The organism is Pedobacter nyackensis (assembly GCF_900176505.1).
Classification (GTDB): domain Bacteria; phylum Bacteroidota; class Bacteroidia; order Sphingobacteriales; family Sphingobacteriaceae; genus Pedobacter; species Pedobacter nyackensis.
In genome coordinates this window covers 60979-75187 of the sequence record NZ_FWYB01000002.1, presented here as the reverse complement: position 1 = coordinate 75187, position 14209 = coordinate 60979, and the positions used below count along the sequence as shown (strand labels likewise).

Here is a 14209-nt window from a genome sequence, read left to right as displayed (position 1 = left end):
CATAAATATATGCGTTACCAGCGATATTGCAACCTCATAGTAAACACATCGTCTTTAAGATCGCTTAAATAGCTAGGTAATTGAGTCGGGGCATTAACAACATGCTCGTTATAAACCGTTAATTTTATTCTAGAGCTAACCTGTGCGGTTATACCATAACCAAGTGTATTAAATTTAATATCGCCAGCCGTTGTATTGTTATTGTTTGCACCAATCTCTATATCTTTAACTTTTGTATTTGGATCATAAGAATCGTAAGAAACTAATGCCGTAAATCTGCTTTTTGCTATTTGTTGAGTTAACCAAAGGTAATATCCAGAAAACGAGCGTAGATAAAGATCGGTAGCCGGCTGAGCCGAGAAGCTTTGGCTTGCATAAGGACCTTTTATGCTTCCTGAGCTTGCAACTCCAGGTTGTGTTCCGCCAACAAACTCAGCTTTAAATAAGGTAGAGCCAAATGTATTGTCGTATTGTACCTGTAGATTTGCCCCTAAATAATTACGTTTTGCGTTTAAACCAACATTAGTAGGACTGGTGTTCTTTACAAAACCATTATCACCATTCGTGTAATAGCTTTCGGTATTGTTTCTCACAGTACCTTTATAAAAGGAACCGCCAAAACCTATATGCATCTTTTTGTTTGCAAGACTGTCGAATTTAAAGCCAAGGTTCCCTACCAGATCTTTTTTCGAATCGTAATCTCTTGATGAGTGTCCACTTCCATTAATTACGGCCAGTTCGGCAGTTAAAAAATGGAATTTTTTCTCAGGGTTAAAAGTTATCATAGCTCCCAAATCCCTTTCACGTGGCATTAAGGTTTGGAAGACCCTGGCTCTTTCCGGGAAATCCCTGTAACCGGATGAATATACGATGGAGTGACCAAAAGGACGGTTAAATAAACCTGCTGTAAATTCTAATGATTCTAAACCTGGTTTATGTAATTGTATGAATGCGTCCATCAGCTGAACACCATTTTGCGTAGCATCAATTTGAAAAACAATATTTGAATAATTATCCGCACGGTCAATTTTTAGTCTTCCTCTTCTAATCATAAAGCGATCTTTGGAGTTCTCTGCAAAGTCACCACCAGAGAAAGAAGAAATCCCAGCCGATTGAGCTCTTTGATATTGTGTTTGTAAATAACCTGTAATAGTTATTTCGTGTGGAATATTGGTTGAGGGAGCATTATTGCTTTGTGCAAATATTAAAAACGGGAACAAAAGCAATAAACTAAATATAAATAGTTTCATAAAAATGGTGAAAGTGAGTAAGGCGCCAAAATTACGCTTAATGCTTCATTTTATATATAATTATTAAGCTGATTTTAAACTTTCTAATTTAATTTTGGCAGTTATTATTAACGAAATTACATTTTTATTACAACTTCATTTGCTAGTTAAGTTATTTTGGAGTTATTTTTGAGAAGTTCTAAAAAACAAAACAGAGATAAATGTTCCTAAGGAAATATCGTTTATTTATTATCATCACCTTTTTGGGCATCTTTTCAGCAAAGATGATGATATCTGGTGCGCCTGTGTTTTTTAACCACATCGACAAAGAGATCATGAATTCAGTGATTATGCAAATTGAAGTAGAGCATAGTGCTGATGGCGATAGTGGGAAAGCAAAGGTGAAGCTTTGTGATTTCAAAACGGAGCTATACAACGATTATAGCTTCCTGGCTGTACTTAGTTATGGTGTCGTTAGCAATAGTTTTATTGAGCACTTTAAGCGCTACGTCGACCCATTCCACCCTTTAGTTCCTACTCCTCCTCCTAACCACTGCTAATTTTTATGGGCATAAATTCCTCTTGTAGGGATAACTATGCAATTTTTTTTAAAAATTAGTTAAATCATTAAACTTAGTTTTATGCAAAGTGGAAACTCAGTCTTTTCTAGACTGGAAGTGAAGAAGTATATCTTAAAAAAGAATTTAAAACGCGATCTGCCTTCCAGTATCGTCGTATTTTTAGTAGCATTACCCTTATGTTTGGGTATTGCGTTAGCCTCTGGTGCCCCGTTATTTGCGGGTTTAATTACAGGTATCGTTGGGGGGATCGTCGTTGCGAGCTTTAGTGGTTCGCAGTTAAGTGTGAGTGGTCCGGCTGCCGGATTAACCGCAATTGTTTTGGGAGCTATAGGTCAATTGGGAGGGTATCAAACCTTTTTACTTGCCGTAGTTCTGGCGGGAGCAATGCAACTTGTTCTGGGATTATTAAAAGGTGGTACAATTGGTAATTATTTCCCCTCCAGTGTTATTGAGGGGATGTTGGCTGCAATTGGACTGACCTTAATTCTTAAACAATTACCTCATGCCTTAGGTGTAGATTCAGATTTTTTTGGCGACGAGAGTTTTTTACAAAAAGATAGTGAGAATACTTTTTCTGCTATCGGAAGTGCCTTAAATCATTTTACGCTAGCGGCTATAGTAATTAGTAGTTTGTCTATCCTGGTGCTTATTTTTTGGCCTAAGTTTAAAAAGCTTAGTGCTATTCCAGCTCCGTTAGTAGTGGTAATTTTAGGTGTAGGCTTAAGTATTGCCTTTCAGGGGACAGGTTATGCTTTGAGTGCACAGCAGATGGTAGAGATTCCGGTAGTAAATGGATGGGGAGAATTTAAAGACCTGTTTGTAGCACCGAATTTTTCTGAGATCCTGAATGGTAAAGTATGGATTGTAGCCGCTACTATCGCAGTTGTTGCTAGTTTAGAAACCCTTTTAAGTATAGAGGCGGTAGACAAAATTGACCCGATTAAACGAGTATCACCAACCAACAGAGAATTAATGGCGCAAGGTGCCGGAAATATGTTTAGTGGTTTACTGGGTGGTTTACCTTTGACTTCGGTTATTGTACGTAGTTCGGCAAACGTTAATGCTGGCGGAAGAACCAAGATGTCAGCTATTTTTCATGGGGTATGGTTACTTTTATCTTTACTTTTTATTCCGGGTCTGATAAATATGATACCTTTGGCATGTTTAGCTGCAATACTATTGGTAACAGGTTATAAACTTACAAGAGTGGCTTTATTTAAGCATATGTTCCATAAAGGATGGGATCAGTTTATCCCGTTTGTGATTACTATTGTAGCTGTATTGCTTACCGATCTTTTGAAAGGTGTAGCCATAGGGATGTTATTCTCGGTGTTTTACCTGCTACGTACTAACATGCGTAATCCGTTCTTCTACAAAATTCAGGAAGAAGGAAATAAAAAGAATATCAGAATTAAGCTGGCAGAAGAAGTATCTTTCTTGAATAAAGCTGCCATACAAATCGTGTTGAATAAAATTCCGAAAGAAACTAATGTGATTATTGATGGAACTAATTCGAGGTATATTGACCCGGATGTGTTAGAAACCATTTTTAATTATAAGCATAATGCTTACACGAAGGGGATTATTGTTGTCTTAGAAAATGTTAAACAGCAATACATCGTTCCAAAATTGAATAATAAAGTCATTGAAGAAATTACTAATTAAAATATTATGTGCGCTAAATTAGAAAAACCAGATACAGACAAAATAACATACGAAGGTTTATTACAGGGAAATAAGGATTGGGTAGCGGAGACGCTTAAAGAGGATCCAACATTTTTCGAAAGACTTTCTGCAGGTCAGGCCCCTCCGGTTCTTTGGATTGGATGTTCTGACAGCCGTGTGCCGGCGAATCAAATTACGAATACAATGCCTGGTGATATCTTCGTACACCGTAACATTGCAAATGTAGTAGCACATACAGATATGAATATGCTGAGTGTGTTGGATTATTCTGTTAATGTATTAAAAGTAAAACACGTTATCGTGTGCGGCCATTATGGTTGCGGCGGCGTAAATGCTGCTTTGGGCGATAAGCAGGTTGGTTTGATTGACAACTGGCTAAGGAATATCAAAGACGTTATCCGAATGCACGAACGTGAGATGCAAACGATTAAGGATCCGCAAAAAAAATCGAACCGTTTGGTTGAATTGAACGCAATAGAAGGTGCTGCCAACGTTATGAGCACATCTATCGTACAGAATGCATGGGCTTCAGGGCAGGAACTAAGTGTACATGCCTGGGCATATAGTCTGGAAACCGGATTGATCAAGGATTTGCAGGTAAGCGCATCGGGGCCAGAAGATATTTCTCCGGTGTTTAAAATGCAAGCCCAAAAATAGCAGAGCATAATTTTAACATTTAAAAAGCTAAAGGCTTTTGGCATAAATTTAATGTCAAAAGCCTTTTTTATTAGTCGTTTAATCTCACTGCAAAACAGCCGATATCATGATAAAGATTGGTCTCCGGCATTCGTCTTTCATCTCAGGGTATTCGTCCAACGTGTTTTGCGAAGGTTGAGGCTCTGAGATTTGTACAATACGGAGATTTGAATCAATTAAGGTGTTAACTATGGTTTCCATAGTTCGGTGATATTTAATAACCGTATGTCCTAAAAAGTTCGTTTCCCTTATACCTTCGATTTGGTAATCATCTACGGGCCAGTGCAACCTGTTTCCTGATTGATCAGTATACCAATCTTGTTCTGAACGGCATGTGAAAATTGGATGCTCTTGCGAAAATATTAAGCTGCCCCCTGGTTTAAGGTACTTGCTGATTTTTTTGCAAACCAGGTTAAAATCTTTTACATAGTGAAATGCGAGGGAGCTGATGATAATGTCGAATTCCTGAGCTGCAAAGTCAATCTCTTCAATTGCTATCTGGAGATATTCAATGTCAAGATCTTCGGATTTCTTTTTCGCACTTTCAAGCATTTTGGCAGAAAGATCAATTCCAATCACTTTTTGTGCACCCATCTGCTTGGCATAAATACAGTGCCAGCCGAGTCCGCAACCCAGGTCAAGTACGTTTTTCCCTTTAAAATCAGGCAACATTTTTTGTAATATGTGCCATTCTCCTGCAGCATTTAGTCCGGTAACAGAACGAGGCATATCCCCATAACGTTCAAAAAAATCAGGGTCGTCGTATTTGTTTTGTTTCATATAGGCGGAAGTATAAATGTCGAAGTACAAATATAGTACTTCATTTTCACCGGTCTTGGGAGTTTAAGAGATTACAAAGACGCTTAAGCAACATCATGTTCTTCATAAGATGATCACATCCTATGCCGTAAAATAAAAGCCCTTCCGGATCACCAGAAGGGCTTTTATTTTGTCATCAAAAGTTTCGTCGCCGTATTGTAACCAAAAAAATTACCTTCTCCGAGGAGGCCTTAGGCGCTGTTGCCCTTTCGCAACAGATGCCAGACTCCGAAGAGAACGGTTATTTTTTTAATCATTAGACGACAAAAACGGATATCTGTAATCCTTTGGTGGATCAAAAGTCTCTTTAATCGCACGTGGAGAAACCCAACGTAAAAGATTGATCATCGATCCTGCTTTATCATTTGTACCAGATCCTCTGGCACCACCAAATGGTTGCTGACCAACAACTGCACCTGTACACTTATCATTGATGTAGAAGTTACCTGCTGCATTTCTTAAAGCGTGTGATGCTTTCTCAATCGCATAACGATCCTGAGCAATTACAGCACCTGTTAACGCATAGATAGAAGTAGAGTCAATAATTTCCAATACCTGATCAAAGTCTTTGTCCTCATAAACGTAAAGCGTTAAAACAGGACCAAATAACTCTTCGCACATCGTTGTGTATTTCGGATCGTCAACCACTAAAACTGTAGGCTCAATAAAGTAACCTTTAGATTTGTCGTAACCACCACCTGCCATAATTTCTACGCCTTTATCTTTTTTCGCTTCGTCGATATATTTAGTCAACTTGTCAAAAGAGTTCTCGTCGATTACCGCATTGATGAAGTTACCGAAATCTTCTGTACCGCCCATTTTAAAGGTAGCCAGGTCGCGCAACATATATTCTTTAACCTTTGGCCAGATGCTCTTAGCTACGTACACACGTGAAGCCGCAGAACATTTTTGTCCCTGGTATTCAAATGCACCACGGATAATTGCAGTACTTGATGATTCCGCTTCAGCAGAACCATGGATTAAAATGAAATCCTTACCACCTGTTTCACCAACAATACGTGGATAAGTTTTAAATTTATGAATGTTGTTACCAATAGTTTTCCAGATGTTTTGGAATACGCCGGTAGAACCAGTAAAGTGGATACCTGCAAAATCAGGGTGACTAAAAATCACATCACCTGCATCAGGACCAGATACATATACCAGGTTGATTACGCCATCAGGTAAACCAGCTTCTTTAAAGATCTGCATCAATACGTTTGCTGCATAAATTTGCGTGTTTGCTGGCTTCCATACTACCACGTTACCCATCATTGCAGCCGAAGTAGGTAAGTTACCTGCAATAGCAGTAAAGTTGAATGGTGTTAAAGCAAATACGAAACCTTCAAGCGGACGTTGCTCAACTCTGTTCCATGATCCTTTAGGAGAAACCGGAGGTTGTTGCTTGTAAATATCCGACATATAACTCACGTTGAAACGTAAGAAGTCAATCAACTCACATGCTGCATCAATTTCCGCCTGGTAAGCATTTTTACTCTGCCCAAGCATGGTTGCTGCATTTAATTTATAACGATAAGGACCAGCAATTAAATCTGCTGCCTTTAAAAATATTGCTGCACGGTGCTCCCAAGCCAGGTTTTCCCAGTTGGCTTTAGCTGCCAAAGCAGCTTCAATTGCTTGTGTTACATGAGCTTTCTCGCCCTTGCTATATTGTCCAAGAATATGCTGGTGATCGTGTGGAGGTGTAACTTTTCCTTTATTGTCAGTATGTACTTCCTTACCTGCAATATGCATTGGTATTTCAATCTGTTTAGAGCGGGCGTCTGCAATAGCCGCTTTTAAAAGTTCACGTTCTTTGCTTCCCGGAGCATAACCCAAAATGGGCTCGTTTACAGGAATTGGTACGTTAAAAAATCCTTTAAGCATGATATTATAAATTGTTTTTACAAAGGTAGTTTTTTATTTTATTAGAGAGGTAACGCTCATTCTGCATAATCTTCATAGAATACGCTGTAATAATTCTTATTTTTGAATCCCAAGCATGATTAAATACCTGAGATTACTGTTGTTCCCCTTTTCTATCCTGTACGGGATGGTAGTTATATGCAGAAATAAACTGTATGATTTAGGGGTATTTAAATCCACTAGCTTTGATATCCCTATCATTAGTGTCGGTAATCTGGTTGTTGGCGGATCGGGGAAAAGTCCGGTAACCGAATACCTGGTGCATTTGCTTGGCGATCGTAAAATAGCGATTTTAAGCAGGGGGTATGGCCGACAAACCAAGGGGTTTGTACTGGCAGATTATATGGCAACTGCAGCAACTATTGGCGATGAGCCTATGCAGTTTTATAACAAATTCCCTCAGGTAACAGTAGCCGTTTGTGAAGACCGCATAACCGGGATTAATCGGTTAAAGGATCATCACGATCTCATCCTGATGGATGATGCTTTTCAGCATCGCAAGGTAAAACCGGGGTTTAGCATCTTGCTTTTTGAATACCATAAATTATTAAGCCCCCAGTTCCTGCTACCCGCGGGAAATTTAAGGGAACCATTTAGTGGATATAAAAGGGCACAAACACTGCTCGTTACTAAAGCGCCTACGGTTATCAATGCTGCCGAAAGACTAAAATGTACCGGGAAGTTTGACGACAAAGCTGAAACAGAAGTGGCTTTTTCTTTCATCACCTATGGGAGTTTAAAGCACCTATATTCCGCTGAAGAGCGGGACTGCAATACCATTTTAGCCGAATCATCGGTTTTCTTATTAACCGGAATTGCGAATCCAACACCTTTATGCGAGCACCTAAATCGCTTTACTAGAAATATTTATCATCATGATTATCCAGACCATCACCGGTTTAGCAAGCAGAATATTCAACAGCTGGTAAATGCTTTCCAAAGTGGATCAATTAAAGAAAAAATCATTGTCACAACAGAAAAGGATGCACAACGTTTATTAGATGTTACTTTCAAAGAATTACTTGTAAATTTACCAGTCTTTTATTTGCCAATTAAAATAGAGTTGCAAAAAGAAGATAAAACTACATTTGATCAAAAGATTTTAGACTATGTATCAAGCGCTACACGAAACAGTTGAATATATAAAACGCAAAACCGATAATTTTCAACCTGAAATTGGAATTGTTTTAGGCACAGGTCTTGGTGGCCTGGTTAGTGAAATAAAGGTCGAATACAAGTTAATGTATTCCAATATCCCTAATTTTCCCATTTCTACACTGGAGTTTCATTCAGGGAAATTAATCTTTGGAACGCTGAACGGTAAAAAGGTAATTGCGATGCAAGGCCGATTACATTATTATGAAGGGTATAGCATGCAGCAAATTACTTTTCCAATCAGGGTAATGAAGGCGCTGGGAATACACTGTTTATTTGTTTCCAATGCTGCAGGTTCTTTAAATCCAGCGTTTAAAAAAGGTGATTTGATGGTCATCAATGATCACATCAACCTGCAACCTGAAAGCCCGTTAAGAGGACATAATGATGCAGATATGGGACCAAGGTTCCCGGATATGAGTCAGCCATACAGCCGAAAACTGATTAAGAACGCAATGGCAATTGCTAAAAAAGAAGGCATCAATTGCCATCAGGGCGTTTACGTTTCGGTAACAGGTCCCAACCTCGAAACTAAAGCAGAATATAAGTATCTTAGAATAATTGGTGGTGATGCCGTTGGTATGAGTACCGTGCCGGAAGTTATTGTAGCCAACCACATGAGTATCCCTGTTTTTGCCATTTCGGTATTAACTGATGAAGGTTTCCCGGAAATCCTGATGCCGGTTAGTCTGGAAGAAATATTGGCGACAGCAAGTGCTGCCGAACCTAAGATGACAAAAATATTGAGCCAGTTAATTTCAACGCTGTAATGTATAAACGCATTGTTTTATTTGTTTTATTGCTGTTTTGCATCAGTGCAGGGCAATTGTATGCCCAGGATTTAAAAACTACAGTGAGAGACAATAAGGAGCTTGATTCCTTGAGGAAGAAGGAAGAGGGGGGGCTGGACTCCGTAATTTTTACTTCAAAATACGTTAGGTATACCACGCTTAAATTATCTAAGGATAGTATACAAACCATGGCCTTGGATACAAGCTTAAATGGTTTCCAGAATTTTAGCGTGCTTGTTCAGCCTCGCCGACCAACCGTTGGTACGGGTAATATGGGACTCGCAGCAATGCCCATGTTATTTGAACCGAGAAAAAGTATCGGTTTTGACCCGGGGTTTCATGTACTTGATTATTATGCCATGACGCATGATGATGTGAAATATTATCAGGCCAGAACCCCATTTACCAGTCTTTACTATGCTACTGCAGGTGATGCGGAACAAGTTTTTAAAGTGATCCACTCGCAAAATATCAGTAAGAACTGGAATTTTGGGGCAAACTTTAACAGGCTTGGTGCTAATGGTATCTATTCCCGACAAAGGGGAGATGATCTAAATGGAGCACTTTTTACCTGGTATCAGACGCCCAATAAACGCTATAACCTTTGGGCTAGCGGCGTATTCAATACTTTAAAGGCTGCAGAAAATGGTTCGATTTATAATACAGAGGTTTTTACAAGGCCATCTATCGACAGGATTGCCGAACGAACAAGATTAAATGAATCCAGGCAAATATGGCGTCAGGGTTCATTCCTCATTAAACAATCTTATTTTGTTGGTCGCATAGACAGTACTGCTCAGGAAATATCGGATAAAATACTGCCTACCAATAAAATTGCCTATACTTTCAGTTACGATAGAAAAAACTACGCTTTCCAAAAGAATGAGGCAGATGACTTCACCGTGCTTCCAAAAGGATCTGCCGACGAGGTATTTACCAACGACAGTACCAGTTACAGCCGTATACAGAATGAGTTTGTCTATAGCTTTTTTCTAAGAGGGAAGTCGAGCAGCTTTATTAAAAATGAGCTGAAACTGGATGCTGGTATCAGACACGAATATTATAATTATACACAGCTAAGCAGGTACAGCGACAATACTGATTTTTACAACTATAACGCAACTTTTCAAAATGTTACTCTATTGGGGGCTGCGGGATATAGGTTTAGTAACCGCATTGACCTGAATGTAGATGTACAGCAGATTTTTCAAGGCAGAAATGCCGGTGATTTCCTTTATGAAGCGACAAGTAATGTGTTATTGAGTAATAAAGTAGGTAGGGTAGTACTAGGAGGATATTTTGAAAATAAATCTCCTGAGGAAATCTATAACAGATACTTTGGTAATCATTACAACTGGATTAGGAATTTCGATCGTACCAAAACAGTCAATTTATCTTTTAAATACATGAATGATAAATTAAAGTTGGACGCTTCTGCCAAATACTATCTGATTACGAATTACCTGTTTTTTAAAAATAATATTCCTGAAGGTTCAACTATTGCTGATAGTGTTACCATTTCCCCTGATCAGCTAAGTGGAAATATTAACTTATTGAAAATTGAAGTTGGCAAGAAATTCAAATTCGGTAAATTTCATTTAGATAGTTACATCGTTTATCAGAAAACGGATAATACAAGCGTGCTCCGTACGCCCGAGTTTTATACTTTTAACAGTTTTTATCTGGATCAAACCTTCTTTAAGGCACTCAAAACTAATATTGGTTTTGATATCCGTTACAATTCGCCTTATCAAAACTATTCCTATTCACCTGCTGCCGGTCAGTTTTTCGTAGGTGAAGGCAGGATATTTGATAGCACACCTATTCTGGATGTCTGGGTAAGGGCTAGTCTAAGAAAGGCCAATCTGTTTGTTAAATGCGATTATGTTAACCAGGGTTTCCCTTCTAAAGGTTATTATACCATTAACCAATATCCAATGCAGGATCGTTTGCTGTTTAAGTTCGGGGTGCAGTGGAATTTTTATGATTAAGTTTTCTGCGGTTTCTTTTTAGCCGCAGGGAACAACACATTGTTCAATATGAGTCGGTATCCCGGTGAGTTTGGATGTAAGTTTAAGTCTGTAGGCGGATCGCCTACAGCATGCTGATAATCCTCGGGATCATGGCCGCCATAAAAAGTAAATTGTCCCTTACCGATTTCTCCATTTAGGTAGCGTACTTCCTCTGCACCTTTATTTTCACCCAATACGGTTATGTTCGGTTTTACCAGGCTCTTTCTAAAAGCGGTGGTCTGCCCCATAAATCCTTTGATTACCTTATCATGGTTTTGAGTCAGCATGGTTGGCACCAGGTCCCATTTGGCTGAAAAATCAAATAGGGTAAAGAAATCATTGCTTTGAACCAACGTTCTGGTCTGGGTTACATCAATATCAGAAAATTCATAATTGGCAGGGTTCAGGTCCAGCTGAAAATCTTTAAAAGCAAAGGTCCTGTTGAAGTTGAGTTTTGCCTGTGCCTGCGCATCAGCAGGATCGCCATCAAACATGCTTTCACAAATGTCTAATCCTTCGGCACTCAAGGCAATGTCATAACTGTCCGTTCCCGAGCACATGGCAAATAAAAATCCGCCTCCGGAACAAAATTCTTTTATCCTTTTGGCTACAGCCAATTTCATTTCAGAAACCTTTTTAAAACCGTTTCTTTTCGCTGCGGCCTCCTGGTTTTTTACATCTTCACGGTACCAGGTCGCATTTCTGAAAGCACTCCAGAAACGGCCATACTGACCTGTAAAATCTTCATGGTGCATGTGTAGCCAGTCGTAGCCCGATAGTTTATCTTTTAATACTTCATCGTCGTATAGGACGTCGTAAGGAATCTCTGCATAGGTAAGCACCAGTGTTACGGCATCATCCCAGGGTAGTTTGCTTTTTGGTGAATACACGGCTATTTTAGGCGCTTTTTCGAGCTTAACCATTTCCATGTTTACCTGAGGATCGCTAATCTCGTTTAATATGGCAGTGACTTTCCCGTCGGCCAGTACCTGGTACGATACGCCCCGTGCTTTGCATTCATCTTCAACAGCTTTATTGTACTTAATTAAAAAGCTTCCCCCTCTGTAATTTAAAAGCCAGCTTACATCTGCTTGCTGTTTAATGCCCCAATAGGCTATGCCATAAGCCTTCAAATGGTTTTTCTGATCCTCATCCATATAAATCAGAATAGAGGAGGCCTTAAGCCCTATACTGAAGCATAACAAGGCCAATAAAAGACTTAAACGTTTTGATGTGATAAAGCCACGCATAGATACGAATCTAATTATATAACGCTGTAAAAAGAAGAAATGATCTTCATTAAGTTTGGTTTTTTATTTTAGGCATAGGGGATGATCGAATAATTAGTTAACATTGAGTTGAATTTTAATTAACTTTAGTTAGGGATGTTTGCTTAACTTTAATGGGGAAATAATTATTATGGCTGCTTATGGCGCATACACGGATCAGGAATTAACCGTCTTATTAAAGGAAGGGGATCGTTTGGCGTATACTGAAATCTATGATCGGTATTGGCCAATTATGTTCAGACACTCCCGAAAAATGTTAAGAGATGATGAAGAGGCTACTGATGTTGTACAGGATATTTTTACCTTACTTTGGGCCAAAGCATCTGAAATGGTTTTTACCACCTCAATCCGCTCGTTTCTTTATGCCGCTACCCGCAATAAGGTGATCGATCTGATCAACAGAAATAAAGTAAAAGTAAACTACCTCGCTAATCTGCAGGAGTTTTATGATAAAGGAGAGTTTGTTACAGAAAATAGTGTTAGGGAACGTGAACTGATTAACAGAATTGAACTGGAAGTGGCAAAGCTTCCCAAAAAGATGCGAAAAGTGTTTGAACTGAGCCGTAAACATCATTTGTCATATAAAGAGATTTCGGATGTGACAAGCATTTCAGAAGGTACGGTTAAAAAGCAGGTACATAACGCTATAAAAATACTCCGCTTAAAATTACACCTGACGGTACTATTGGGCATCACTCAAATGCTCATGTTGATCAACAGAATATTTTCTTAAAATAAATCTACCACTTTGATTTAAGCTATTCGTCATAACCTTAGATGGATGTAATAGCATCTTGTTGCGTATGGAAAATGAAATTGCTAAAGGTTTAATTGAAAAATATGTAAATGGTACCTGCACTGCGGAGGAAAAGGCTATTGTAGAAAGCTGGTATTTGAATTTAGCACTTGAAGCAAATGATGATGACCTGGATGCTCCTGATTTTGAAAAGGCTTTCTCCAGACTGAGTAAATCACTTCCCTTACAAAGAGAGAAGCAATTTAATTTTAAAAGGCTGACAGCTGCGGCGGCAGTATTGTTGTTACTGGCTGCGGGAGGCTGGTTTTTTAAGGCAAGATATGAAAATGAAAGTGGTAAAGAAGCCAGTCTGAGTTTAAAAAGAAATGATGTAGCTCCGGGTAAAAATATTGCAGTGCTTACCCTGGCAAATGGTAAAACAATTCGCTTAAGTGATGCAAAAACCGGAGTTGTTATTGATGCCGATGCTCTGACCTATAATGATGGCAGTAAAATTTCATCCGCTTCTGCGGAATCTTCAATCCTAGATAAAGCGCTGTTGAAAGCAAGTACCCCACGTGGAGGTACCTATCAGATTACTTTACCAGATGATACTAAAGTATGGTTAAATTCGGCTTCATCACTTAAATTTCCGCCATCTTTTAAAGGTCATAGCACGCGGAGGGTGGAGTTAAGTGGAGAGGCTTATTTTGAAGTGGCTAAGATGGAACGAATGCCTTTTGTAGTGGTTACGGATAAACAGGAAGTTGAGGTCTTGGGCACGCATTTTAACGTGAATAGTTATGCTGATGAAGAGGTTACTAAAACCACCTTATTGGAGGGGAGTGTAAAGGTTAGTGCTATTGGTAAAAATATGGTTAAGGCCATTAATAAGCTTAAGCCGGGTCAGCAATCAAGGATAAATAATAGCCTACCAGGGAAAATGATTATTGAACCAGCTAATATAGAACAGGTAATGGCCTGGAAGAATGGATACTTTCACTTTGAGAATGATAACCTGCCTACGGTTATGCGCCAGCTATCGCGTTGGTACGACATAGAAATTGTTTATCAGGTCGACAGGATGGATGATGAGTTTATCGGGGATATTCCGCGAAATGTAAAGCTTTCGGAAGTGCTAAAGGTACTTGAATATGGCAGTGGAGTACATTTTAAAATTGAAAACAGAAAATTGATCGTAACAAAATAAAAGAGCAGTATTACCAAACAACCCAAATATAAACTTAAACCAAACGGCATATGAAAAGATAAATACAAACCCGTACAGA

The 14209-nt window shown here is 39.0% G+C and carries 12 protein-coding genes; 8 read left to right on the top strand and 4 right to left on the bottom strand.

The features are described 5' to 3' along the window. Positions 1-14 precede the first annotated feature (14 nt). Positions 15-1250 carry a porin gene (locus tag B9A18_RS04540; RefSeq protein ID WP_084287505.1) on the bottom strand — a complete coding sequence of 412 codons (1236 nt, stop codon included), beginning with the start codon at positions 1248-1250 and terminating at the stop codon, positions 15-17. 200 nt (positions 1251-1450) lie between these two features. Between B9A18_RS04540 and B9A18_RS04535 the strand changes: the two genes are divergently transcribed. The 3 genes from B9A18_RS04535 (at position 1451) to B9A18_RS04525 (ending at position 4153) form a co-directional block, all read left to right on the top strand. Next, positions 1451-1789, top strand: coding sequence for a hypothetical protein (locus tag B9A18_RS04535; RefSeq protein WP_084287504.1), 339 nt, complete (start codon positions 1451-1453; stop codon positions 1787-1789). Between the two features lie 81 nt (positions 1790-1870). Continuing rightward, a complete protein-coding gene (locus B9A18_RS04530) occupies positions 1871-3475 on the top strand; it encodes a SulP family inorganic anion transporter (RefSeq protein ID WP_084287503.1) in 1605 nt (534 codons plus the stop codon). A gap of 6 nt (positions 3476-3481) precedes the next feature. Beyond that, positions 3482-4153, top strand: a complete 672-nt coding sequence (locus B9A18_RS04525; protein WP_084287502.1) for a carbonic anhydrase — start codon at positions 3482-3484, stop codon at positions 4151-4153. Between the two features lie 84 nt (positions 4154-4237). On the opposite strand, the gene B9A18_RS04520 is transcribed toward B9A18_RS04525, so the two are convergent. Together B9A18_RS04520 and pruA are read right to left on the bottom strand one after the other, a co-directional pair. Next, positions 4238-4972, bottom strand: a complete 735-nt coding sequence (locus tag B9A18_RS04520) for a class I SAM-dependent methyltransferase (RefSeq protein WP_084287501.1) — start codon at positions 4970-4972, stop codon at positions 4238-4240. A gap of 288 nt (positions 4973-5260) precedes the next feature. Further along, positions 5261-6898 (bottom strand): L-glutamate gamma-semialdehyde dehydrogenase, encoded by a 1638-nt coding sequence (gene pruA, locus B9A18_RS04515; RefSeq protein WP_084287500.1) that lies wholly within the window; start codon positions 6896-6898, stop codon positions 5261-5263. 115 nt (positions 6899-7013) lie between these two features. Here pruA and lpxK point away from each other — a divergent pair, with 115 nt between their 5' ends. Genes lpxK through B9A18_RS04500 form a run of 3 tightly spaced genes read left to right on the top strand, consistent with a single transcriptional unit; the run spans position 7014 to position 10874 of the window. Continuing rightward, positions 7014-8075, top strand: a complete 1062-nt coding sequence (gene lpxK / locus B9A18_RS04510) for a tetraacyldisaccharide 4'-kinase (RefSeq protein WP_084287499.1) — start codon at positions 7014-7016, stop codon at positions 8073-8075. Continuing rightward, the gene (locus tag B9A18_RS04505; protein WP_084287498.1) at positions 8047-8862 is read left to right on the top strand and encodes a purine-nucleoside phosphorylase; all 816 of its coding nucleotides are present in this window, start codon (positions 8047-8049) and stop codon (positions 8860-8862) included. The genes lpxK and B9A18_RS04505 overlap by 29 nt, the downstream gene beginning before the upstream one ends. Further along, positions 8862-10874, top strand: a complete 2013-nt coding sequence (locus B9A18_RS04500) for a putative porin (RefSeq protein WP_084287497.1) — start codon at positions 8862-8864, stop codon at positions 10872-10874. Before B9A18_RS04505 ends, B9A18_RS04500 begins: the two co-directional genes overlap by 1 nt. On the opposite strand, the gene B9A18_RS04495 is transcribed toward B9A18_RS04500, so the two are convergent. Next, positions 10871-12052 (bottom strand): asparagine synthetase B, encoded by a 1182-nt coding sequence (locus B9A18_RS04495; protein WP_200816325.1) that lies wholly within the window; start codon positions 12050-12052, stop codon positions 10871-10873. The genes B9A18_RS04500 and B9A18_RS04495 overlap by 4 nt on opposite strands. A gap of 232 nt (positions 12053-12284) precedes the next feature. Here B9A18_RS04495 and B9A18_RS04490 point away from each other — a divergent pair, with 232 nt between their 5' ends. After that, a complete protein-coding gene (locus B9A18_RS04490) occupies positions 12285-12917 on the top strand; it encodes an RNA polymerase sigma factor (RefSeq protein WP_235005231.1) in 633 nt (210 codons plus the stop codon). Between the two features lie 70 nt (positions 12918-12987). Beyond that, complete coding sequence (locus tag B9A18_RS04485) at positions 12988-14130, top strand: FecR family protein (RefSeq protein WP_084287495.1); 1143 nt, start codon at positions 12988-12990, stop codon at positions 14128-14130. Positions 14131-14209: the final 79 nt, after the last annotated feature.

What these genes read in the sequence shown, in the direction of transcription:
- B9A18_RS04535 (WP_084287504.1), top strand. Translation starts at nt 1,451, where the DNA reads ATGTTCCTAAGGAAATATCGTTTATTTATTATCATCACCTTTTTGGGC.
- lpxK (WP_084287499.1), top strand. Translation starts at nt 7,014, where the DNA reads ATGATTAAATACCTGAGATTACTGTTGTTCCCCTTTTCTATCCTGTAC.
- B9A18_RS04525 (WP_084287502.1), top strand. Translation starts at nt 3,482, where the DNA reads ATGTGCGCTAAATTAGAAAAACCAGATACAGACAAAATAACATACGAA.
- B9A18_RS04540 (WP_084287505.1), bottom strand. Translation starts at nt 1,250, where the DNA reads ATGAAACTATTTATATTTAGTTTATTGCTTTTGTTCCCGTTTTTAATA.
- B9A18_RS04520 (WP_084287501.1), bottom strand. Translation starts at nt 4,972, where the DNA reads ATGAAACAAAACAAATACGACGACCCTGATTTTTTTGAACGTTATGGG.
- B9A18_RS04500 (WP_084287497.1), top strand. Translation starts at nt 8,862, where the DNA reads ATGTATAAACGCATTGTTTTATTTGTTTTATTGCTGTTTTGCATCAGT.
- B9A18_RS04485 (WP_084287495.1), top strand. Translation starts at nt 12,988, where the DNA reads ATGGAAAATGAAATTGCTAAAGGTTTAATTGAAAAATATGTAAATGGT.
- B9A18_RS04505 (WP_084287498.1), top strand. Translation starts at nt 8,047, where the DNA reads ATGTATCAAGCGCTACACGAAACAGTTGAATATATAAAACGCAAAACC.
- B9A18_RS04530 (WP_084287503.1), top strand. Translation starts at nt 1,871, where the DNA reads ATGCAAAGTGGAAACTCAGTCTTTTCTAGACTGGAAGTGAAGAAGTAT.
- pruA (WP_084287500.1), bottom strand. Translation starts at nt 6,898, where the DNA reads ATGCTTAAAGGATTTTTTAACGTACCAATTCCTGTAAACGAGCCCATT.
- B9A18_RS04495 (WP_200816325.1), bottom strand. Translation starts at nt 12,052, where the DNA reads ATGGATGAGGATCAGAAAAACCATTTGAAGGCTTATGGCATAGCCTAT.